Source organism: Micromonospora matsumotoense (genome assembly GCF_050951065.1).
Lineage (GTDB): Bacteria > Actinomycetota > Actinomycetes > Mycobacteriales > Micromonosporaceae > Micromonospora > Micromonospora matsumotoensis.
The window spans coordinates 4992975-5014472 of sequence record NZ_CP192025.1 but is presented as its reverse complement, the minus strand read 5'-3'; the positions used below and the strand labels follow the sequence as shown (position 1 = coordinate 5014472).

21 protein-coding genes and 2 pseudogenes are annotated in these 21498 nt (G+C 69.1%); 11 read left to right on the top strand and 12 right to left on the bottom strand.

Features of this window, described 5'->3' with window-relative positions; all coding sequences use genetic code 11:
• Window positions 1–345: 345 nt before the first annotated feature.
• Both ligA and ACQP1S_RS21130 read right to left on the bottom strand, forming a co-directional pair.
• Window positions 346–2448 carry an NAD-dependent DNA ligase LigA gene (gene ligA, locus ACQP1S_RS21135; protein ID WP_432898239.1) on the bottom strand — a complete coding sequence of 701 codons (2103 nt, stop codon included), beginning with the start codon at window positions 2446–2448 and terminating at the stop codon, window positions 346–348.
• Between the two features lie 140 nt (window positions 2449–2588).
• Complete coding sequence (locus tag ACQP1S_RS21130; protein ID WP_432898236.1) at window positions 2589–3167, bottom strand: hypothetical protein; 579 nt, start codon at window positions 3165–3167, stop codon at window positions 2589–2591.
• A gap of 914 nt (window positions 3168–4081) precedes the next feature.
• On the opposite strand from ACQP1S_RS21130, the gene ACQP1S_RS21125 reads away from it, so the two are divergent.
• Window positions 4082–5377, top strand: a complete 1296-nt coding sequence (locus ACQP1S_RS21125) for an epoxide hydrolase family protein (protein WP_432898233.1) — start codon at window positions 4082–4084, stop codon at window positions 5375–5377.
• 25 nt (window positions 5378–5402) lie between these two features.
• Window positions 5403–5718, top strand: a pseudogene (locus ACQP1S_RS21120) (transposase); the annotation flags it as partial.
• Between the two features lie 47 nt (window positions 5719–5765).
• Here ACQP1S_RS21120 and ACQP1S_RS21115 read toward each other — a convergent pair.
• The gene (locus tag ACQP1S_RS21115; RefSeq protein WP_432898230.1) at window positions 5766–6644 is read right to left on the bottom strand and encodes a helix-turn-helix domain-containing protein; all 879 of its coding nucleotides are present in this window, start codon (window positions 6642–6644) and stop codon (window positions 5766–5768) included.
• Between the two features lie 126 nt (window positions 6645–6770).
• Here ACQP1S_RS21115 and ACQP1S_RS21110 point away from each other — a divergent pair, with 126 nt between their 5' ends.
• From ACQP1S_RS21110 to ACQP1S_RS21095, 4 genes are all read left to right on the top strand, one after another.
• A complete protein-coding gene (locus ACQP1S_RS21110) occupies window positions 6771–7613 on the top strand; it encodes an SDR family oxidoreductase (RefSeq protein ID WP_432898227.1) in 843 nt (280 codons plus the stop codon).
• Between the two features lie 149 nt (window positions 7614–7762).
• Window positions 7763–8260 carry an SRPBCC family protein gene (locus tag ACQP1S_RS21105; protein WP_432898224.1) on the top strand — a complete coding sequence of 166 codons (498 nt, stop codon included), beginning with the start codon at window positions 7763–7765 and terminating at the stop codon, window positions 8258–8260.
• Window positions 8261–8302: 42 nt separating this feature from the next.
• Window positions 8303–8959, top strand: a complete 657-nt coding sequence (locus ACQP1S_RS21100; RefSeq protein ID WP_432898221.1) for an SRPBCC family protein — start codon at window positions 8303–8305, stop codon at window positions 8957–8959.
• A gap of 278 nt (window positions 8960–9237) precedes the next feature.
• Entirely contained in the window at window positions 9238–10155 is a 918-nt protein-coding gene (locus tag ACQP1S_RS21095; protein ID WP_432898218.1) for an aldo/keto reductase, read from the top strand.
• 292 nt (window positions 10156–10447) lie between these two features.
• Here the strand turns inward: ACQP1S_RS21095 and ACQP1S_RS21090 are convergent, their stop codons facing one another.
• Window positions 10448–11314 carry an LLM class flavin-dependent oxidoreductase gene (locus tag ACQP1S_RS21090; protein ID WP_432898215.1) on the bottom strand — a complete coding sequence of 289 codons (867 nt, stop codon included), beginning with the start codon at window positions 11312–11314 and terminating at the stop codon, window positions 10448–10450.
• A 208-nt stretch (window positions 11315–11522) separates the two neighbouring features.
• Between ACQP1S_RS21090 and ACQP1S_RS21085 the strand changes: the two genes are divergently transcribed.
• Together ACQP1S_RS21085 and ACQP1S_RS21080 are read left to right on the top strand one after the other, a co-directional pair.
• Entirely contained in the window at window positions 11523–11741 is a 219-nt protein-coding gene (locus ACQP1S_RS21085; protein ID WP_432898213.1) for a hypothetical protein, read from the top strand.
• 170 nt (window positions 11742–11911) lie between these two features.
• On the top strand, window positions 11912–12907 hold the full coding sequence (locus ACQP1S_RS21080) for a hypothetical protein (protein WP_432898210.1): 996 nt from the start codon (window positions 11912–11914) through the stop codon (window positions 12905–12907).
• A 513-nt stretch (window positions 12908–13420) separates the two neighbouring features.
• Here the strand turns inward: ACQP1S_RS21080 and ACQP1S_RS21075 are convergent.
• A complete protein-coding gene (locus ACQP1S_RS21075) occupies window positions 13421–14173 on the bottom strand; it encodes a TetR/AcrR family transcriptional regulator (protein WP_432908175.1) in 753 nt (250 codons plus the stop codon).
• 79 nt (window positions 14174–14252) lie between these two features.
• Between ACQP1S_RS21075 and ACQP1S_RS21070 the strand changes: the two genes are divergently transcribed.
• Window positions 14253–15122 carry an SDR family oxidoreductase gene (locus ACQP1S_RS21070; RefSeq protein ID WP_432898207.1) on the top strand — a complete coding sequence of 290 codons (870 nt, stop codon included), beginning with the start codon at window positions 14253–14255 and terminating at the stop codon, window positions 15120–15122.
• Between the two features lie 158 nt (window positions 15123–15280).
• Here ACQP1S_RS21070 and ACQP1S_RS21065 read toward each other — a convergent pair whose 3' ends face one another.
• Window positions 15281–15667, bottom strand: coding sequence for a PLP-dependent transferase (locus ACQP1S_RS21065; RefSeq protein ID WP_432898204.1), 387 nt, complete (start codon window positions 15665–15667; stop codon window positions 15281–15283).
• A 229-nt stretch (window positions 15668–15896) separates the two neighbouring features.
• Here ACQP1S_RS21065 and ACQP1S_RS21060 point away from each other — a divergent pair, with 229 nt between their 5' ends.
• The gene (locus ACQP1S_RS21060; protein WP_432898201.1) at window positions 15897–16070 is read left to right on the top strand and encodes a hypothetical protein; all 174 of its coding nucleotides are present in this window, start codon (window positions 15897–15899) and stop codon (window positions 16068–16070) included.
• A gap of 47 nt (window positions 16071–16117) precedes the next feature.
• On the opposite strand, the gene ACQP1S_RS21055 is transcribed toward ACQP1S_RS21060, so the two are convergent.
• Together ACQP1S_RS21055 and ACQP1S_RS21050 are read right to left on the bottom strand one after the other, a co-directional pair.
• Window positions 16118–16540, bottom strand: a complete 423-nt coding sequence (locus ACQP1S_RS21055; protein WP_432908508.1) for a hypothetical protein — start codon at window positions 16538–16540, stop codon at window positions 16118–16120.
• 87 nt (window positions 16541–16627) lie between these two features.
• Window positions 16628–17076, bottom strand: a pseudogene (locus ACQP1S_RS21050) (transposase); the annotation flags it as partial.
• Between the two features lie 168 nt (window positions 17077–17244).
• Here ACQP1S_RS21050 and ACQP1S_RS21045 point away from each other — a divergent pair.
• Window positions 17245–17388 carry a hypothetical protein gene (locus tag ACQP1S_RS21045; protein ID WP_432898198.1) on the top strand — a complete coding sequence of 48 codons (144 nt, stop codon included), beginning with the start codon at window positions 17245–17247 and terminating at the stop codon, window positions 17386–17388.
• A 303-nt stretch (window positions 17389–17691) separates the two neighbouring features.
• Here ACQP1S_RS21045 and ACQP1S_RS21040 read toward each other — a convergent pair whose 3' ends face one another.
• Genes ACQP1S_RS21040 through ACQP1S_RS21025 form a run of 4 tightly spaced genes read right to left on the bottom strand, consistent with a single transcriptional unit; the run spans window position 17692 to window position 21280 of the window.
• On the bottom strand, window positions 17692–18369 hold the full coding sequence (locus tag ACQP1S_RS21040) for a response regulator transcription factor (RefSeq protein ID WP_432898195.1): 678 nt from the start codon (window positions 18367–18369) through the stop codon (window positions 17692–17694).
• On the bottom strand, window positions 18366–19523 hold the full coding sequence (locus ACQP1S_RS21035) for a sensor histidine kinase (protein ID WP_432898192.1): 1158 nt from the start codon (window positions 19521–19523) through the stop codon (window positions 18366–18368). The genes ACQP1S_RS21040 and ACQP1S_RS21035 overlap by 4 nt, the downstream gene beginning before the upstream one ends.
• 6 nt (window positions 19524–19529) lie before the next feature.
• Window positions 19530–21092, bottom strand: coding sequence for a multicopper oxidase family protein (locus ACQP1S_RS21030; RefSeq protein WP_432898189.1), 1563 nt, complete (start codon window positions 21090–21092; stop codon window positions 19530–19532).
• Window positions 21062–21280 carry a hypothetical protein gene (locus tag ACQP1S_RS21025; RefSeq protein WP_432898186.1) on the bottom strand — a complete coding sequence of 73 codons (219 nt, stop codon included), beginning with the start codon at window positions 21278–21280 and terminating at the stop codon, window positions 21062–21064. The genes ACQP1S_RS21030 and ACQP1S_RS21025 overlap by 31 nt, the downstream gene beginning before the upstream one ends.
• Window positions 21281–21498 lie beyond the last annotated feature (218 nt).

Genomic DNA, 21498 nt, shown 5'->3' with positions numbered 1-21498 from the left:
CGGAAGGCGTGCCGATGTGGTCGGAGCGTCGGAAGTCCCTGCGGGGGATGACCGCCGCTGCCGGCATCCGCCACTGCATGAATCCGGCGGGCTGGGCGGGCTGCGCGAGTGCGGCGGCGAGCCGGCAGCCAGCGGCGGTGTTGTAGGACGCGCGGCGCAGCAGCCGGGCTCCGGCGGTGACCTGGTCGTGGACGCAGTCGCGGGCGGCGCTGCCTTGATGATCGTCGAGGCAGGCCAGTGTCGGGGTACGGCTTAGGTACAGCTGATCTTGCAGAGGCGCGTACCGTTCCTCGTGTGCCCCGCCCAGGGAGCAGGCGAAGGCTCGGGCCGGTCACCCACCGCTTCTCACGTCAGGTGTCCAGCGAGGCGGTGGGCGAGTTCCTCGGGTGTGATGGTTTCGATGCCCAGTGCTTGGGCCTTGTCGTGTTTGCTGCCGGCGTTGTCTCCGGCGACGACGAGGTGGGTGCGGGCAGAGACGCTGGAGGACGCGCGTCCCCCTGCTTGGGCGATCAGTTCGGTCATTTCGGTTCGGGATCGGTCTGCGAGGGGTCCGGTCATCGTGCCGGTTACCACCACGGTCAGCCCCGCTAGTGGCAGCTCGCTCTTCGCGTTCTGGGCGGACGTTTCCGCGTCGGTCTCCGCATCTGTGGAAGCCGGGGGAACGAAGCCGGGTTGGCTCATGTTCACACCTGCGGCGATGAGCTTGTCGATGATCGGGGCAAGCTCGGCCAGTTCCTGGACGATCACGGGGGCCTTGTCGTTGCCGATGCCGTTGACCTGCGCGAGAGCGACGGCATCGGCGTCTCGGATGGCCTGCATGGAGCCGAAGTGCGCGGCGATGCGCAGCGACATGGAACGGCCGGTGCCCAGGACGCCGAGGGCGCAGAAGACGCGATTGAGGGGTTTGGTCTTGGCCGTCTCGATGGCGGCTATGAGGTTGTCGGCGCTCTTGGCCCCCGAGCGGTCCAGGGTGAGCAGTTGATCATGGGTGAGGGTGAACAGGTCGGCGAAGTCCTCGATCAGCCCTTTGTCGACGAGTTGCACGATGATCTTCTCGCCGAGGCCGTCGATGTCGAGCGCGTCGCGGGCGACGGCGTACCGGATCGCCTCTTTTTGACCGCAGGCGCGTCCCCGCGCGCAGCGCCAGCGTTCCTGGCTGCGGTCGATGCCGCCGCCGCAGCGCGGGCAGAGTTCGGGGATGTCGATGGGCTGCTCGGTGCCGGTGCGGAGGCCGGCGACCGCGCCTTCGACGCGGGGGATGACGTCGCCGGCTCGGTAGACGATGACGTGGTCTCCGAGCATCAGGCCACGGCGGGCGATGTCGGCCGGGTTGTGCAGGGTGGCGTAGGTGATGGTGGTGCCGGCGACGTCCACCGGGTCGAGGACGGCGCGCGGGGCGATCACGCCGGTGCGGCCCACGCTCCACTGCACGGCGCGCAGCACGGTGATCTTCTGGGCGGCGGGGAACTTGAAGGCGGTGGCCCAGTGCGGGGTGCGGGAGCCCGTCCCGGCCAGGATCTGGTCGGCGGGGTTGTCGGCCTTGATCACGGCACCGTCGAGTTCGATGTCGAGCCCCGCGCGTAGGGCGCCGATCTCGCGCACCCGGTCCAGGACCTCGTCAAGGGTGGCGTAGGACCGGGTGGCGAGCGGGGTGTCGGCCGTCGTTCCCAGTCCGAGGGCGGCCAGGCGGGCGACGAGCCGGGTGTGGGTGAGCCCGGCGAGGATGGGATCGTCGGTGTGTCCGGGGTCGGTCAGCGCGGCGTAGGCCAGGAAGGTCTGCCCGACTCGGTAGGCCCGGTCCTTCGCGCGCAGAGAGCCCGACGAGGCGTTGCGGCGGTTGGCGAAGGCCGTGGCGCCGTGCGCGGTCCGTAGCGCGTTCGCGGCGGCGAACTGGTCCTCGGTCATGAGGACTTCGCCCCGCACTTCGATCGTGACCGGTTCGGTCAGGGTCAGGGGCAGGCCGATGATGTCCCCGATCGTGTGGGACACGTCCTCCCCGGTCGTCCCGTCGCCCCGGGTGACCAGTTGCACCAGCCGACCCTCGCGGTAGCGGGCTGCCAGGGCCACACCGTCGAGTTTCGGCTCCACCGCCCAGCCTGCCACCGAAGCTCCGCCCAGCCGCCGCTGCACCGAGATGGCCCACGTGGTCAGTTCCTCGTCCGAGAAGACGTTCCCGAGGCTGAGCATCGCCACGGTGTGCGCGACGTCGCCCGCGGTCACTCCTGCCGCGACCTGCTGCGACGGGGAGTCGGCCGCGATCTGCCCGGGGTGCGCGTCCTCCCAGGCGGTGATGCCGCGCAGCAGCCGATCGTAGGTCTCGTCGTCCAAGCCTGACTCGCCGGAGCCGTAGTAGGCATCGGCGGCCTTCCGCGCCTGCGCGACGGCTTCCAGGTAGGCGGCCTCATCAACAAGGCCAACAGCGGGCGCCGCTGCGGAAAGCTGGGTCATGCCGCCCATTCTCCTGACCACCCCCGACAACACCACAGCGCTGGTGTGAGCCGACCTGCTGGAGTTCGGCCCACTGCTGCTCTGGCTCGCGTTGACAGCGCAGGACAGGCCGCCCGCCGGGAGGCGTCCCCGTTCAGGGGCTACCTTTGGTCGCCGGTCCGTTCGTCGGGTACGGCCAGCCAGCCGCCGACGACATGGAGGTCGGCCGTGAGTCCTTGCACCAGAGTGCAGGGCCTCCCGCCGGGCCGGTGCGTCTCCCCGCACGGGGACTCCCAACTGCCCGTCGTGAGTCGCCCGATGGCGCGCGTGAGCACCGCACGCGAGTACACCAGCGCTCTTCCGTTGATGGTCACCGGCTCCTCGCGTGTGCTGGTCCTGATCTCCGCGCCGATGCCGACGATCGCGTCGGCGGCGTCGGTGAGGAGACCGGCGGCGTCGGCGGGATCCTCCTCGATCTGATCGGTAGCCAGTTGGCACACCATGCCGAGTGCGGCAATCACCCGTCCCGCCTCTGGCACGGTGATGGTGACCGGCTCGGCTTCGGCCATCACGTCCCGGTAGGTGGCGGCGTGCTCGCCGAGAACCGTCGCCAGCAGCGAGATGTGGTGCGGGGTGGTGTGACTCTGTCGCGCGGTGCGTTCAGTGACGCCGAGTTGGGCGGCGGTGAAGGCGACGCGCTCCGCCAGGAGGTCTGCTGCTTCGGCCGGCGCGAAGACCACCCGAGCCGGTTCGTCTCCTCCTCCAGATGGGCGAGCCGCTCCTTGAAGAGCCTGGTGTTGCGAAGGTCGGCGGCCATCGACTTCTCCTGTATCGCCGTCCGAGTACCGGCCCTGCGGTAGTCGGGATCACCCGGCACCCTAACGCGCCGAGCCAACCTCACTGGCAATTCCTGTGAGTGCTGACCACGCCGCACATCGGCCATCAGCCCGTTACGGTCTCACGCTGTTGCTTACAGGTCTGCGGGCTTCAGCGCTGGGTGAGCGGCCTGGCCGCACGGCGCGAGGTCGGCCGCTGGCGGCTTCTCAGCGGGCAGAGCGGCAACCTGCGCGGCGAGGCGTTGTTGGGCCAGTTGCGGCGGCAGGAGTTCGGGCAGCGCCCATTCGACCATCTGCTGGTCACGGGTCCGGTGAGTCACTGGCTGGTGTCGGTGGTGACTCGTAGGTCCCAGCCGGGGAGGTCTTCGTCGTTGTGGGGAACGAGGCGGGGGTGGAACCAGTCGGCGTGGGGCCGGCCGGCTTGTTCCCATTGGTGTAGCCATGAGCGTAGGGCGGTCAGGATGGGGGAGTGTGTGTTGTCGGCGAGCGAGGATGACGGCGGCGGTGGTCGCGGTGGTGTGTCCGATGCCGCGTCGGCCGTCGTCGAGGGCGGCGATGCTGCCGGTGTGGTGCCGGTCGGTGCGGCCGGGCACCGAAGCGGTGGCGGACCACGACCATCGCCGACGAAAACGATCGTCGAGACGGGATGTGAACCAGACTTGAGAGTCGTCTGCGGCATAGATCGAGCCAGCGATCACCACGACGTGGTCATCGTCGATGACACCGGCTTACCGCGAGCCCGCACTCATCTTGAGTGGTCTATGGGCGGCTACGGCCGGTCCGGGCATGATCTCGGACGGCACGGGTAGAGCTCGATCATGCTTGAGCCGTTTCGGATGCACGCCAGCGCGGCCGACCTGGCCGACCTGCAGGCCCGTTTGCGCGCGACCCGCTGGCCGGACGCACCCGAGGACGCCGGCTGGTCGATGGGGGTCGATCTCAGCTACCTGCGGGAGCTCGTCGGATACTGGGCCGAGGAGTTCGACTGGCCTGCCCAGGACGAGGCGCTGGCCCGGTTGCCGCGCTTCCGGTCCTCCATCCACGGGCTGGGCATCGTGTTCCTGCATGCCCGGGCCGTCGCGCCGGGTAGGCCCGCCTTGCCGCTGATCCTCTGCCACGGCTGGCCGGACTCTTCCTGGCGCTACGAGAAGGTGCTGCCGCTGCTGACCGATCCCGGAGCGCACGGTGGCGACCCGGCCGACGCGTTCGACGTGGTCGTGCCGGACATGCCGGGGTTCGGGCACTCGGACTGCCCGGCCGGCGCGCCGCTGGACGCCGTCGCGGTGGCCGGGCTGTTCGCCGAGCTGATGACCGTGGCCGGCTACCCGGCGTTCGGGGTGGCCGGCGGCGACATCGGGAGCGCGGTCAGCCGCTACCTCGCCCTCGACCACGCCGAACGGGTGGTGGCCGTACACCGGATGGAGGCCAGCCTCCCGGTCGACGTCGGGGCGGACTACACGCATGAGGAACGCGCGTACCTGGACACTGCAGCCGCGTGGAAGGCCGCCGAGGGCGCGTACGCCGATCTGCACCGCACCAAACCGCAGACCGCGGCCGTCGGGCTGACCGACTCGCCGGCCGGCCTGGCCGCCTGGATCGTCGAGAAGCTGTGCTCGTGGAGCGACTGCGGCGGCGACGTCGAGCGCAGCTTCACCCGGGACGAGATCTGCGGGCTGCTCACCCGCTACTGGCTGACCGGGACCATCGGCTCGTCGATGCGCATGTACGCGGCCAACGCCGCCATCCCGATCGAGCAGCACGCGCGCCGGGTCGAGGTGCCGTCCGGTTTCGCGCTGTTCCCTGGTGACACGCTGCACGCGCCGCGCCGCTGGCTCGAGCGGTTCGCGAACGTCGTGCGGGTCGCCAAGCTGCCACGGGGCGGCCACTTCGCCCCGTTCGAGGAGCCCGAGCTGTACGCGCAGGAACTGCGCGACTTCTTCCGCCCCTACCGCGCCGTAGTCGACGCGGATCAGCGGCCAGCCCCGGTAGAACACGACCCCGCCGAAGTGGGCGTGGCCTCGCCCGATCTCACGCCCGCCGGTATGACGACGGCCTACGACCAACATGCGCGCACCGACGGCGATGCCGAGGGTGCCACGCTGCCTCCAGAATGAAAGATCTGCTGACCTCGCGCCTTCAGCAAGGGTGGCCGGGGTGCGAAGGTGCCTCACCGGCTTCGGCCGGTTTCCGTCCCGGCAGTACGCCGTCAACCAAGCGTGGCTGGAGCTCGCCCTGACCGGCGTCGACCTGCTCTGCTGGACCCAGCACCTGCTGCTGACGGGCCACTCGCGTCCGCCGAACCCAAGAAGCTGCGCTACCGGCTACCGCACGTCGCCGCGAGACTCACCCGCACCGCCCGCACCACCACCCTGCGCATCGCTGCGGCTGGCCCTGGACCAACGACCTCATCCGAGTCTTCGAACGCCTTACCGCGCTACCCGAACCCGTTACCTGACACCAGATCCGCCGCCCACCGTACCGGTAGCCGTCGCATCGACGGGTTCATACCGGCGGGGGTGTCGTGCGCGCGTCAGCGTGGCGGGTGGCCGTCCAACTGGCCAGCAGACGCAGGGCGTCATCGCCGGCCGAGCCGGGCGGGGCGGTGAGCATTGCCATGTTCAGGCCGGGGTCGGCGATCAGCTGCACCATTTCGATGTGCAGGTCGAGGTCGCCTACCACGGGATGATGGAACTTCTTGACGCCGGTACGGTGCAGCCGTACGTCGTGTGCGGCCCATAGCGTGCGGAAGTCCTCGCTGCGGGTGCTGAGTTCACCGACCAGATCGGTCAGGGGCCTGTCGAACGGATTACGACCGGCCTCCGCGCGCAGCATTGCCACCGCATCGTCGGCGACCACATTCCAGTCGCGCCAGAAGCTACGGGAGCTAGCGTTCAGGAACACGAACCGGGCGTGATTCACCGGCCGTACGGGATCGTCGAACATCGGCGCGTAGAGCGCCTCGGCAAGCGGATTGGCGGTGAGGATGTCGCCGCGCCCGTTGCCGACGAATGCGGGCATGTCAGTCATCGACTCGAGTACCCGGATAACGCTGGGCCGGACCTGTGCGGCGGGCGGCCTGCGCCGGGGGCGGGCTGCCCGTCCGATGGTGCGGGCCAGGTCGGTGAGGTGCTGGTGTTCGGCCTCGTCGAGACGCAGGGCCCGGGCGATCGCATCGAGCACGCTGTCGGAGACACCGGCGAGGTTGCCGCGTTCGAGCTGGATGTAGTACTCGACACTGACACCGGCCAGATCGGCGACCTCGCTGCGGCGCAGGCCCGGCACGCGCCGGTTGCGATGGAAAACGGTCAGACCGGCCTCTTCCGGGCTGATCTTGGCGCGTCGAGAGCTGAGGAAGGCTCTTGCCTCGTCACGGTGGTCCACCCGTTCCACGGTAGGCGCAAACGGTGAGGCGAAAGGGGGGCTGTCAGCACCCCTTTCGACAGCATCTTCTCCACCGATGGGCGCGGCGGTTGTCTGGGCGCGGTCTTCTCATCGAAACGGAGCGACATGGCTCACAAGAAAGTTCTCCTCGTCACCGGCGCCGGCCGGGGCATGGGTGCGGACATCGCGAGGGCGGCCCTGGCAGCCGGGTACGCGGTGGTCGCGACCGGTCGTAACCCGCGAAAGGTCGAGCAGGCATTGGGGGCCGCCGAGGACCTGCTGGTGGTCACGCTCGACGTGACAGACCCCGTCAGTGCCCGGTCCGCGGTTCAGGCAGCCGTCGATCGGTTCGGTCGCATCGACATCCTGGTCAACAACGCCGGCATCATGTACGCCGGGTTCTTCGAGGAGACCACTGCCGACGACTTCCGCGCCCAGCTCGAAACGAACCTTTTCGGTCCACTCAACGTCACCCGCGCGGTCCTGCCCGTCATGCGCGCCCAGCGCTCCGGGCTGATCGTGACGAATTCCTCGAGCGTCGGCATCGCCGGGATGGAGTTCTGCTCCGCCTATGCGACGACGAAGTTCGCCCTGGAAGGCTGGATGGAGTCGCTGACTCCCGAGGTCACGCCGTACGGCATCCGCACGATGCTCGTCGAACCGGGTTTCTTCCGCACCGAAGCCCTTTCGCCGGAATCGGCCAGCTTCGCCGAGCCGAGCATCGACGACTACCGCGAACGCAGCCGGCGAATCGCCACCGCGTTCAGCGGCATGAGCGGCCGGCAGGGCGGTGACCCGGCCAAACTCGCCGCCGCCCTGACTCAGCTGATGAGCTCCGCGCAACCACCGCTACGCTGGCCCGCCGGCGCCGACGCGGTGAGCACCCTGGAGCAGAAGGCCAAGACCCTGCTCGAACAGGCCGAGGCCCACCGGGAACTGTCCTCGTCACTGGCGCACGACGACATCTGAAGCAAGTGGAGAGCGGCCACGACGAGTAGGCAATTCTTGCCGATGCGGGCGAGGCATGCGCGTTGGCAAGATCGTCTCTGGTGGGCGGGGTCAGCCCCGCGACACGGTGGCGGCCAGCCGGCCGCCGCTCAACGACGAGGGGTAGCGTGATGGAGAACGGGCACGTCACCGGCGCGGTGACCGGTGGTTTGCGGATCGACGAGACGGCGCCGGTCATCAGTCGCCACAGCGTCACGGTGCACGCGTCGGCTGAGACCGTATGGCTCCTTCTCACCGACATCGACGCGTGGACGACGTGGCTGCCGGAGCTTTCGTACGCGCGCGTGGAGGCCTCGGGCCCTATCGGGCCAGGCTCGGTGTTCCGGTGGTCCGTGTCCGGGCTGGACATTGTTTCGACCATCGACGAGGTACGGCCGTACGAGCGCTTGGCCTGGTCCGGGCACGCCAACGGACCGGACGGCATCCTGGGCGTCCACGTCTGGAACCTTGCTCCCGGCGACGGCGGACTGCTCGTGTCCACGGAGGAGTCCTTCGCGGGCCCGCCGGTCGACGCCGATCCGCACTCCGTCCAGGCCGCGTTGGACGAGAGCCTGGGCACCTGGCTGCAACGGCTGAAGGACACCGCTGAGGCCGACGTCGCCGGATAGCGACAAGCCTTCATCGCGATGAAGACCAATGAGAGGGAAATTGTGAGCATCATCCGTCCGGCTCCTGGGTGGGGCATCAAACGCATGCTGGTGGCCTCGGTCGCCCTGACCGGCGTTCTGGGGTTCCTGGCCACGCCGGCGCACGCCTCCGCTCAGGGCAGCGGCGCCGACTCCGGACCACTGCGGTGCGCGGGACAGAGCGTCGACCCGAAGGCGAAGATCCGCTACCGGTCCGAGGTCGTCATCGACGCACCGCTTCGGACTGTCTGGAAGCTGCAGACCGATGTGGAACGGTGGCCGTCCTGGCAACCGGCGGTCCTGACCAGCAGGCGTCTCGACTCCGGTCCGCTTCGCCCCGGCTCGTCGTTCCGGTGGACGACTCCGGTGCCGGAGACGCCGCTCAGTCCCGCCACCACTCTCGTGGTCACCTCCACCGTCCACCAGCTTCAGCGGCAGAAGTGCCTGCGGTGGAGCGGCCCAGCGGTGGGCGAAGGACTGCTGATCGACGAGGGAGACCACGTCTGGACCTTCACCGAGATCGGGGGCCGGGTTCTCGTACGTACCGAGGAAACCTGGCGCGGCCCCCAGGTCGAAGCGGACGCCGAGTTCGCCACCGCCGCTCTCGGAGCGGGTCTCGAGGCTTGGCTCCGAGACCTGAAGACCGCGGCTGAACGAGACTGCGACCGGCACCGCCGCTGACAACACTGAACCCTCGACGCCCCGCCACCGATTCCCAGTGGCGGGGACAGCCGTCTCTTCCAAAGCTGGAGTTCACGGAGCTGGCGGCGCGTCCCTATCCCGAGCTTCCGATAGATGTGGCGTTGGGTGGTACATGGCTCCCTCGGCGGCGGTCATCGCGTCCTGGAGCCGAGGCGGGCCTGGCAGTAGTTGATCACGGCGTTGTACAGGCGGTCCTGGCCGTGGCCAACGCTTTGCCCCGGGCTTCCTTCGGTCACGGCTGGGTTACGTTGGAAAGCATGACGAAGCTCGGCACCACGGACCTGAACGTCTTCGGACTCAACCTCGGCGGTGCCGTCTTCGGGCGCACGGCGAACGAATCCACGTCGTTCGCCGTACTCGACGCCTACGCCGCCGGCGGCGGCAACTTCTTGGACACGGCGAACGCATACGGCGGTGGCGGCGGCTCGGAGACGATCATCGGCAAGTGGCTCACCGCACGCGGCCGGCGGGACGACATGGTGATCGCAACCAAGGTCGGCGCCGGGGACCAGCGGCCGGGTCTGTCGGCGGCGAACATCGCCGTGGCCGTCGAGGAGTCCCTGCGCCGCCTGCAAACTGACCACATCGATCTCTACTACGCACACCGGGACGATCTCGACACCCCGCAAGAGGAAGCACTCGCCGCGTTCGACAGGCTCGTCCGCGCGGGCAAGGTACGGTACATCGCGGCGTCGAACTTCAAATCCAACCGGCTCGCCTCTGCACTATCCGTTTCGGACCGCGAAGGACTCGCCCGATACGTTGCCGTGCAACCGCATTACAATCTCATGAGACGCGACTACGAGAAGGAACTGGCACCCCTGGTCGCTCGCGAAAACCTCGCCACCCTGCCGCATTCCGGTCTGGCACAGGGATTCCTCACCGGCAAGTACCGCTCGAAGGACCAGCGGTCGAGCGACCCGTCACGCGCCGCGCGAGCGCTGGAATATCTGGACGCGCGCGGCGAACGAGTGCTTGCCGTTCTCGACGAAGTCGCTGCCGCAAAAGGCGTCTCGGTCACCAGCGTCGCACTGGCCTGGTTGCGCGTGCAGCCGGCGGTCGCCGCGCCGATCGCGAGCGCAAGCTCCCCGGAACAGTTGCCGGATCTGCTCGAGTCGGTGTCGCTCGAACTCACCGACGGTGAGCTCACCGCACTGGGCCGGGTCTCGAGCTGATTCCTGCCGCACTGGCTTACCCCGGGCACGTTGCGGCACGGTAGTGCGGCACGGTCATCGACACGCGTGCGACCTGGGATAGCCGAAACGCCGCAGGCTCACCGGAAGGAGCGACTCCGGTCGCTGGCACAGCTCGTCGGTCACGCTATCGCCGCAGGTCTGCACGACCGTTGTGGCAGGCCAGAGGTGATGCCCCTGGCGTGGGTCCGTTCAGAACCCAGCGGCTCGAAAGGCTGACGGTCAGTGTCACGGGTTGAGCAGCCGGTCGATCGGGCCGTGCGCTGGGCATCGGTCATCCGAGTAGGGCGCGGGCCTGTCCGAGCAACCCTGCCGCTTCGAACGGGTCAGTACCGAACGGGATGACGACGAGCGTGTCGGCCCCGGCGTCCCGATAGCGCGCGAGGCCTTCCGCAAGCTGCTCGGGCGATCCACCGAGGGCAAGGGCGGCGGCGCTCTCGGCGTCGAGCCCGAACAGGCCGTGCAGGCGTTCGGCGCTTTCGGCGGCGTCCAACCCGGGTGCGGCGAAGACACCCGCCGCCACCCGCGGTGGCGCCTGGTCGGGGCCGGCCAGCGCAGCGAGCTCGCGGGCCCTCGCCGCGAGTCGGTCCGGTGGGAGTGGACTCGCCAGCCATCCGGCCCCGAAGCGCACTGTGCGCCGCAGCGCGGCATCGGACCGGCCGCCGATCCACAACGGAGGCATGGGCACCGCCGGGTCGAGGGTCGTCCCGGCCAGCGTGCCGTCGAGGGAGGGATCAGCTGGGCGCCCCGCGAGCAGATCGGGCAGCGCCGCCAGGAACGCATCAGTCCGCGCGGCCCGTCCGGTCTGGGTCGTCCCGGCAATCTGCCACTCGGGACCCGGCCGGCCCAGGCCCACACCGAGCTGGAGCCGGCCGTTCGAGATCCGCTGCACCGACGCGACCTGCTTGGCCGCCCACGCCGGGGGACGCAGAGCCGGCAGCATCACCGACCAGCCGACCGTCACACGCTCGGTGACCGCGGCGGCCGCACCGAGCAGCGTGGGGCTGTCGAGCCACTGTCCCGGGAAGGCGAGATGGTCCCCGCACCACACCCCGTCGAGCCCGGCCTCCTCGATCGCCCGAGCCATCAGCGCGACGTCCGGGTCACCGCCGTTCTGCAGCGACTGCCCCACATGGATCATCGAAGCCCCTCCTCGTGGGTGGCGAAAGATCAGGCCGCGACCCACGCCTGGTAGCCGGACAGGTTCGGCGCGACCCGTTCGGAACGCCCGCAAGCATCCGCGACGTCTCCACATCAGCAACTCTATATCAAGGGTAACGACGAGTTGCTTCCACCGATTATCCAGTGTTACTGTGGATGCGCTTCCAATGATAACGTAAGGACTGGATTTGATCGTCACTACCGGCGCGACCGGCGCTCTCAGTGGAGCCACCACCGATCATCTTCTGCAGCGCGTGCCCGCCTCGGACATCGTGGTCGCTGTGCGCGACGAAGCTGAGGCCCGGCGCTTCGCCGACCTCGGCGTCGAGGTGGGGATCTACCAAGCCGCTCAGCAGTGCCTGTTCGCCGGTGTCGACCCGCTGCTGTCGACGCTGCTCAACCCGTGAGCCGCGCACTGTCCATGAAGTCCTCACGCAGTTCCGTCCTGGTGACCCCCTCCGCTGTGCCTTGAACCAGCAGTGCAGTTAGGTGGCGTGGCGGCTCAGTCAGGCCACCATGCCGCGCCCACGGTAGAGCCCTGTTGCCGATAGATCACCCGAGTGAACCAAGGATGCTCATGCCGATCGACCGTCCTCTTACCTTGAGCTGCAACTCGTACGACGTGACCGCCGCACTGCTCGACGGCACCGTGACCGCAGACGGGTACACCCTGCAGACGCAGACCGGCACCGACATCTCGCGCCTGTTCGAGCAGGTCGTGCGGGACCGGGCCTTCGATGTCGCGGAACTGGGTTTTACGTTTCTCGCGCGCACCATGAGCGCCGACAACCCACCGTTCTACGCTCTACCGGTCTTCCTGGTTCGCAGGCTGCAGCATTCGACCACCTACATCAACGTCAACGCCGGCATCGAGACACCGGCTGATCTCGCAGGCAAGACCGTCGGCGAGTTCGCCACCTTCGGTCACGACATGGGCGTCTGGCCCAAAGGTATTTTCGCCGACGAATACGGCCTGAGCGTGCAACAGATCCGCTGGATCGTCGGTGGCGTCACCCATCCGATGGCCCCCATGGACTTCCTGACCGTCCGGCACGGGCCCGGGGTGTCCGTGGAGGCGGTTCCCGAGGGGCAGACGCTCGGCCCGATGCTCGAGTCCGGCGACATCAGCGCGTTGATCTCAGCCCTGCCGCCCGCCGGTCTCGGCACCGCCGCTACCAATGTGCGCCGACTGTTCCCGGACTACGAAAAGCGCGAAGCGGACTACTACTCCCGGACCGGGATTTTCCCCATCATGCACCTCGTCGTGGTCAAGCGTGACCTCATCGATGCCGACCCCGGCTTGGCCCGTGCCCTGTTCACCGCGTTCGAGGCCGCCAAGAGCACTGCGATCGACACGTATCATGCCGAGGGTGCGGACGCTGGAGTCCACCCGCGGTTCGCGCAACTCATCGACCCGAACGGCCAACTCGTCGGTGACGGTCGATGGGATTATGGGGTTGCCAAGAACCGTCACGCCGTGGACACCTTCCTGCGCTATCACCACGATCAGGGTTTGTCCGATCGGTTGCTGACCGCGGAAGACATTTTCCCGGCAGAGCTCATGGACACCTGATTGATCGAACCGGCCGCGATCGCGTCTTGGTTTCACCACCTGTTGAAGCGGACACACTCCGGGAGGGAACCCATGCGGGCGATCAGTTAAGGCGTCCGCAGATCGGCTACGAGTAGGCCAGCGGCAAGATCGACGCCCTGACCAAGGCTAGATGAGCGCGGGCTATTCGTATCCGGTTGCGGCCCAACGATCTCGGCAAACACGCGCCGGGAGGCTTGCTCTTGATCAAGCTTCGGCGCATCGGCGACGCGGGCGTCGGCGAAACGCCGACAACCCGTCGAGGAATCGATCCAGGGTGCCGTTCTCCCACCCGGCCTCTCCTGTCGACCGGAAGTCAGCTATCGCAGCCAAGAGGAAGCGGGCGAAGTCATCGGGTGTCTCGACGTTGCTCGGGTCAACGTGGGTGGCCCGTCCAGTCTCGTAGTTCACTGCACCATGGAGCCCGGGCCGGTGACTGCATGGTCATCGGCCGGCCCGAGCCCGACCCGCGGCAGATCCGGTAACGCCTCGGGATCATCGGTTGGCACTCCCTGGTGTCTCGGCGACTTGGGCCGCCCGTGCAGGTGTCTCGGTAATGCGGTCGAGCCACTCGACCAACAGTTGTCGCTCGGAGTCGCTGAGCACCCGCAGCTGTGGTGCGAGAGCCCGTAGGGCGACGGCCGTTGCGATGGCTCCGTCCGGCGCCTCGGGCGGGGGGTCGGCCAGGATGCGGCCCAGGACGGCCTCCATCATCGCGTCGCCCAGGCGGGGATCCCGCCGCTCCTGCGGCGTTGCCAGCAGTGTCTGAATAGTCCCGATGCCCGCGGCATGGATGAGGTCCACTGCATGCGGCTCGGGGACCCGGAGTCGCCCGGCCGTCGCCAGCCGATGGATGCGTGTCTCCAGAATCTGTCGACCCGTGCGGGCTGCCGGTGAACCGAGCACGCGTTCCGGGTCGCTCAGCAGGCGGAAGACGGCCGGGTTGGCGAGACCGAACTCGATCTGTTTGCGCCAACTGGCGCGCAGATCATCGAGCGGGTCGACGTCCGCCGCCGTGGCCGCCGCCACGCGCGCGGCCTTGTCCGAGACGAACGTGGCCATGACATGCTCGGCCACCGCATCGAGCAGACCATCTTTGTCGCCGAACAGGCGGTAGATGGTCGGGGCTTGGACGCCGGCCCGCTCGGCGACGCCGCGCGTCGTCACAGCGCCGGGTCCGCTCTCGCGCAACAGCCACGCGGCAGCGTGGACGATCGCAGCCCGGGTGTCTGCCCGACTCTTGACCATGTCACTCACGAACCAACGATAACAGGGACTTGCTGTCAGCGATTAGCGCCGTTATGGTGAACGCGTTTCCGCTGATCACATGAAGGATGAACCAGTGATAATCGTGACCGGAGCGACCGGAGCCCTCAACGGCGCGACCGTCGACCAACTACTCGAACGTCTGCCCGCGAGCGAGGTCGCGGTCGCCGTACGCGACACCGCGAAGGCCGAACGCTTCGCGCAGCGTGGCGTCGAGGTCCGACGCGGCGACTACGCCGACCCCGATCGGCTGCCGGCCGCGTTCGCCGGCGCCGACCAACTGCTGCTCGTCTCCTCCAACGACCCGGCCGCGGACGCGACCAGCCTGCACCGTGCAGCAATCGATGCCGCGCTCACCGCTGGTGTGAAACGGATCCTCTACACCAGCCACCAGGCCGCCGCACCCGACAACCCGTTCGCCCCCGGACGAGACCACTTCGCCACCGAGCAACTCCTGGCCGCCTCCGGGGTCCCCTGGACCTCGTTACGCAACGGGTTCTACGCCCACAGTCTCCAATGGCTCGCCGGCCCCTGGCGCGAAACGGGTGTGATCGCCGTGCCCGGCGACGGACCGGTTTCCTGGACGGCTCGCGAGGACGCCGCCGAGGCAGCCGCCGTGATCCTCGCCTCTGACGGCGCGTACGACGGCCCGACAACCATCACCGCGCCCGAGGCTCCGACCTTCGCCGAACTCGCCCGGGTCGCATCCGAACTGTCAGGACGAACCATCCGCTACCAACAAATGGATGAGCAGGACTGGATCGCCGCGCAACTCGCCGCCGGACAACCGGAGCACATGTCACGCTTCCTGCTGGGCTTCTACCAGGCCACGCAGGGCGGCTTCTTCGCGGGCGTCGACCCGCTGCTCGGCGAACTGCTCGGCCGTCAACCGCGCAGCGCGCGGGACGCCCTGCAGGTGACGACCCGATAGAGCTGCGACTTTCGGCGGCCGGACCCACGACCGGCGATCGCTGGATCTCGGTGACGGCATCCTTGCGCCCGGGGCGCCGACGGCAGCTGACCTGCACCCTGATGTCGAGCGATCGCGTACAGGAGCGCTGTCCAGATGCGCTCGCGCCGATGTCGCAATCAGATCCCGCGTTGGCCGCCCGCCCCGGTGGGCGTCTGGATGTCGCGACGCAGTGGCCAGGGGGCGGGCGACCCTCCCGAGGCACTCGCGCGCACGATCGGACGGAGCCAGCCGGCGACGAGGTCCAAGGCGCGGGTGAAGTCGGCGACGAGGTCGGGGATCTCCTCGATGCCGGTGGAGACCCGGACCAGACCCTCGCCGATGCCAGCATCGGCGAGCTGGTCGGCGTCGACGATCCCGGCCCACATCGAGCGCGGGTGCACCACGAGAGTGCTCACACTACCCAGGCTGGCCGCCCGTTTGGCCAGCCGCAGCTCGGCCGGCAGGGCCGCCGCTGGCTGGCCGCCGGCCAGGTCGAGGCTGAACACGCGGCCGTGCCCGCTCATCTGCTTGGCGGCGAGGTCGTGCCGGGGTGGCTGGCCGCTGTACCCCTGTGCTGGCCGTTCACCCCGTCCCGCCCGCGTTGCCGGCGCGGTTCGACTGGTGTTGGCGTACGGGTTCCGGTGCAGAGTCAGGTACGCCAAGTGTGCAGAGGTCTGGGCGAGTGGTGCTGGGGGACCTTTGCGGTGCCGCTCGCCCCGGCGGCGCGCGCCCATTGCTCGTGATGGGTGGCCGGTGGATGTGGGCCGTCGCCTGCCCCTTGACCTACGGGAGGCGCTGCTCAGCTTGATGGACACCCGCGCCGACCTGCACGCGCTCGACGCCGACCCGGCACCGACCGGTGCTGAGCTGTCCCACCGATTCCTGCGCCGGGCCTGCGGACCGCCGGTGCCGTCGGCTGGCACCTGAAGCGGTCAACCGGCCCGGGGTCCGGGGTGCGGGGAGGCGGTTACCGGCTACGCCCAACCGTCGACGGAGGTCGACGCGGAGCCGCCGTGGTCGTCGGTCATCAGGCCGTTCACCGTGACCTCCCGGAAGGGGTCCCAGCCCTCGGCGACATCGACGGTGACCTGCCAGGCGACCGGCCCGGCCGCGCAGGGCACGTCCACCTCGCCCGCGCCGAACCGGAACGGCATCAGCTGCACCACGGTGGAGAGCACGTGGGCGGCGCCGGTGGGCTGGGTGCAGGTCACCGTCCCGTGCACCTGGATCTCCCGGTCGGAGAGGGCGTAGAAGCTGGTCACCGTGATCTGCGCGGTGGTGGTGCTGATCTGCCGGGCCGGTGGCGCGGGGGCGGCCTGCGCGGGTGCGGCCACGGTCAGGCCCGCTGCGGAGACGGCGGCGGTGATCAGCAGAGCGCGGATAGACCCACGAACCATGACGTCAACTCTCCCGGACTGGTGTGGTACCGAACCTGCGGCGGTTGCCGCCGATGGGTCCAATCTTCGCAGCGCAGTGTCACCGGAAGCAATCACACCGTGACTTAGGTGCGCGGCCATCTCTGACACCTGCGGCTTGGACAGCTGCCGGACGCCGAGCTGCTCGACCAGTTTCTCCACCCGACGAGTCGAGACGCCGAGCAGATAGGAGGTTGCCACCACCGAGACGAGAGCTTGTTCGGTTCGTCGGCGGTGCGTCAGCAGTCGGTCCGGAAAGTACGAACCAGTGCGCAGTTTCGGCACCGCCAGGTCGATCGTTCCGGCACGGGGTCCCACTCCCGCACCCGGTATCCGTTGCGGGAGTTGACCCGCTCGTCGCTGCGCTGCCCATAGCTGGCACCACAGCTCGCGTCGGCTTCGGCGGGCATCACCGCCTGGGCGAACGTGCGGATCATCGCCTGCAACACATCAGGCGACGCGCCCTCGATCTGCTCGCGCAGCAGCTCAACAGGGTTCGCACTCTCAGATGCGGCCATCGCGTCCTCTTCTCCTTCGCTGACTTGGTCGTCTTGAAGGATCGACGCGATGGCCATCTCTCATCTATGCAACACGCCCAACACGGGCAAGTCGTACACCGCTCCCGTGGACGCAACCGCCACACCGTTTTCACTCACCCCGCCACCGGTAGACGAGGACGTGTGCGGTTGTTGCCGACTCTGGGCCTGGATCGGTTGCGCCCGGCCTTCTACGGCCTCCACCAGCTGCCGGAGGCACTGGCGGCGCAGCGCGCCGGCACCGCCGACAAGGTGTTCATCGCCCCGCACGACATCGCCGCAGCTCGGGGCTGACGCGAAGGAACGTCCCTCTCTCCCGCTCAGGAGGTGCGACGAACGACCGGGCCGGGCGGACCCCGTCGACCAGCGCGGCGGAGCGGGCCAGGTGCGCCAGCATGCTGCGGGCGCTGTCGCGGACCGCCTCCTCTCCGAACGCGCGGTGGGTCTGCATGACCCTGACCGGCCTGGGGGCGATGCTCACCGCCGTGCCGATCGGCATGCTGGCCGACCGGTACGGGGCCCCACGGTCGCTGATCGCGGTGTGCCTGTGACGTGCCGCGGCCGCCGACGAGCAGCAGTTCGCCCGAGGGCCGCTGTTCACGAGGTGGTGGCGTCGCCCGGACGAACCAGACCGGTCTCGTACGCCAGCACTACCAGTTGCGCCCGATCACGGACCGCCAGCTTGATGAGGATCCGGCTGACGTGGGTCTTCGCCGTCAACGGACTGATCCGCAGCGCCAGGCCGATCTCCGCGTTGTTCATCCCGGCCGCGATCATCGTCACCACCTCACGTTCTCGGGCGGTCAGGACGGAGAGGCGTTCGGGGGAGGTTTGCGGCGGATCGGGGCGGCGGCTGAACTCGGCGATGACCCGTCGGGTGACGCTCGGGCTGAGCAGGGCCTCACCGTCCGCAACGACCCGGACCGCTCGGCACAACTCGTCACGGCTGACGGTCTTGGACAGGAAGCCGCTCGCGCCGGCCTTGAGCGCCTCGAAGATGTACGCGTCGAGCTCGAATGTGGTCACGACGATGATCCGCACCTCGGCTGTCGCCGGGTCGGTGGTGAGTTGCCGGGTAACGGCCAGACCATCCGGATGCGGCATCCGGATGTCGAGCATGGCCACGTCGGGCCGGGTCAGCCGGGTCAGCCGCAGCGCCTCGGCGCCATCGGCGGCCTCCGCGACGACCTCGATGTCGCCGTCGCGTTCGAGCAGACCACGCAGACCCGCCCGGACGAGTGGCTGATCATCAGCGAGGAGCACTCGGACGGTCATCGGGCCGGCCGTCCCCGCTCTGCGGTGGCGGGACGGAGCGGCAACCATGCTCGTACGCGGCAGCCGCCGGCCACCGCTCCGACGTCCAGGACGCCGCCCAGGCTGGCCGCCCGCTCCCGCATCCCGGCTAGGCCGTGCCCCGCGGCGATCGGGCCGGGCGTGGACGTACCGTCATCGACGATCTCGAGGCCGACGTCGTCCGCGGCATAGCGCAGCGTCACCGCGACCGACGTGGCGTTCGCGTGCCGCAGCACGTTGGTCAGCGACTCCTGCGCGATGCGGTACAGCGTCAACCCGACAGCGGGAGGGAGGAGCCGCGCCTCGCCGACGCTGTCGAACGCCACCCGCAGGCCGGCGTCGGCGACCCGGCCGAGCAGGTCCTCGATCTGGGTCTCGTCGGGCAACGGATGCCGGTCCGGGTCCGTCGGCGCGTCCGGCTCGCGCAGCAGACGTACAGCCGCTGCCAACTCGCCGATCGCGTCCGCATTGATCCGCCTGGTGGTGTCGAGCATCGCGCGGGCGGCGTCGGGGTCGTCGACGACCAGTTCCCGCGCGAGGTTCACCTGGATGCCGACGACCGCGATGGTGTGGGCGGTGACATCGTGCAACTCCCGGGCGATGCGCAGCCGCTCGGCGAGCAGCCGCCGGGCCGACTCGCGCTCCTGCTGGCCACGCTCCGCGGCGAGCCGGGCCGCGAACTCGTGCGTGAGCAACTCCCGGGTACGCACGGCGGTGCCGGCGACGAGGGCGAGGGCGAGCATCGCGGCCTCCCGTAGCGCGCCGTCGAGCAGTTCGAGCGGTGGCGCACCGGCGTGCAGCACCCAGCCGGTGGAGACCAGCAGGGTCGAGGTACCGACCGCCGCCCCGACGAGCGGCTGGCCGCAGCGGGCCACCGTGTACAACGGCACGAGCAGCGGCCAGATGGGCGAGACACCGGAGAAGTCCGTCAGGTTGTAACCCATGACGGCGATCAGAGACAGCACGAGCACGAGCACCGGCCGTTCGCGTCGCACGAGCAGCAGAACACCCATGACGATGCCGAGCGAGCACGCCGCCGCGGTGGACGACTCGCTCGACGGCTCGGCGGCCACCGCGGTCGCGACCGTGATCACGCCGGCACTGACCACCGCGAGGAGGATGTCGACCGGGCCCATCCGACCTCAATTCCCGTGACCGTCGTGGACCGCGCCCGGACCGGCCGGCACGAGCGGCGCGTCCTGCGGCGACACGGTGAGGAATTGTCCCATCATGCCGGCGTCCTCGTGCGCGAGGAGGTGGCAGTGGAACATGTACGGCCACCGGATGTCGGAGTGGTCGAGGAACCGTACGGCCAACCGTACGGTGGCGCCCGGCCGGACGTACACCGTGTCCTTGTCCCCGCGCAGGTACTCCGGCGGCGCCGACCCGTCGATGTCGAGAATGTGGAATGCCGAGCCGTGCACATGGAAATTGTGCGGGATCGACTGCCCGTTGACGATCTGCCACAACTCCACCGAGCCGGTCCGCACCACTCGGTCCACGCGGGCGACGTCCATGGTCCGGTCATTGAGGAGAAAGTCGCCCATCTCCAGCCGGAACGGCTCCGGGCGCGTCGGCACCGGCACCGGCACCTCGCGGCCCAACCGGGCGGGCAGGGGCGCGGACGGCCGCAGGGTCGCTGCGGCGATCATCTTGATCAGGTCGTGGGTGTCCCCGCCGCCGGCTAGCCGCTGGTAGGCGAAGTTCGCGCCGAGCGGTGGCGGGAAGCCGCGTAGGACCACTTCCTCGCCGGGCCGGAACGCCACCACGATCTCGGCGCGCTCGCCGGGCGAGAGCATCAGCCGGTTCAGGCTCAGGGGCGTCCCGCGTGCCCCCGCGTCGGTCGCGACGAGGGAGAAATCCCGGTCGTCGGTGAAACCGACGTGGAAGATCCGGGCGTTGGCGCCGTTGAGCAGTCGGAGCCTGACCAGGGTGGTGCTCACCTCGACGTACGGGTCGTAGGTCCCGTTGACGAGGATCTTGTCGCCGAGCAGCCCCGTGATCGTGAGCCCACCGAACGCCAGATCCGACAGGTCCAACGTGCCATCGTCGTCGATTCTGCGGTCCTGCAGGATCAACGGGATGTCGTCCACGCCGTAGTGGTTCGGCAGCGACGCCGCGTCATCGTCGCCGTCGTCGACGATGACGAGTCCGCCGATGCCGCGGTAGACGTGCGCTGCGGTGGCGTGGTGCAGGTGCGGGTGATACCAGAGCGTGGCGGCCCGCTGTTGCACGGTCCAGGACGGCTGCCACGTACGCCCGGGGTGGATCGGCTGGTGCGGGCCGCCGTCCATCACGGCCGGTAGATGCATCCCGTGCCAGTGCAGCGTGGTGGTCTCGGGCAGATGGTTGCTGACGTCCATCGCCACCCGGTCGCCGCGCCGGACGCGTAGGGTCGGCCCGAGGATCGGCCCGTTGACCCCCCACGTGGCGGTGGTGGTGCCGGGCAGCAGTTCGGTGCGGCCCTCCCCGAGTGCCAGCCGGAAACGCCGGCGGCCATCGGCGTCGATCGTCGGCTCCAGCACGGGCGGGATCCGCAGCCGGTTGCGGAACGACAGCGTCCCGACGTTGCTTCGTCCCGAGTCGGCGTAGAGGTAGCCGACGAGCCCGGCGGCCGGCGCGACCACGAGCCCGCCGATCGCGGCCAACCCGCCCAGGACGGTCCGGCGGCTGGTCAACGCCGTGCCCCACGGCGCAGGCTCCACACCATCAGCACGACCCCGATGAGGATCACCCACCAGCCCAGCAGCGCTTCGGGCATCGGGACGAATCCGGGATCGTCGAACCACACGTCCGGCGGAACGAAGAACCAGCCGAGGTTGAACACGAGGCCCACCAGGGCCACCACCAGTCCGGCCCACAGCAGCCGGTTGACACTTCGCTGTCCGCTCATACGGAAACGGTAGGAACCGGCGGTACCGGCCCACATCCGCCGGCAGGAGTCGAAACCCGTACTCTACCGGGCGTACGGCCCTGAGACCGTCGGTCAGGGTAGGACGGTAACGGCGGATCGACGATCAACGTCCACCCGTTCAGCTCGACGATGGGCAGTCGAGCAACGTCGGCAGCCGCGCGGAAACCGACCGAACCGGCCGCAGAACCTTCGGCAGC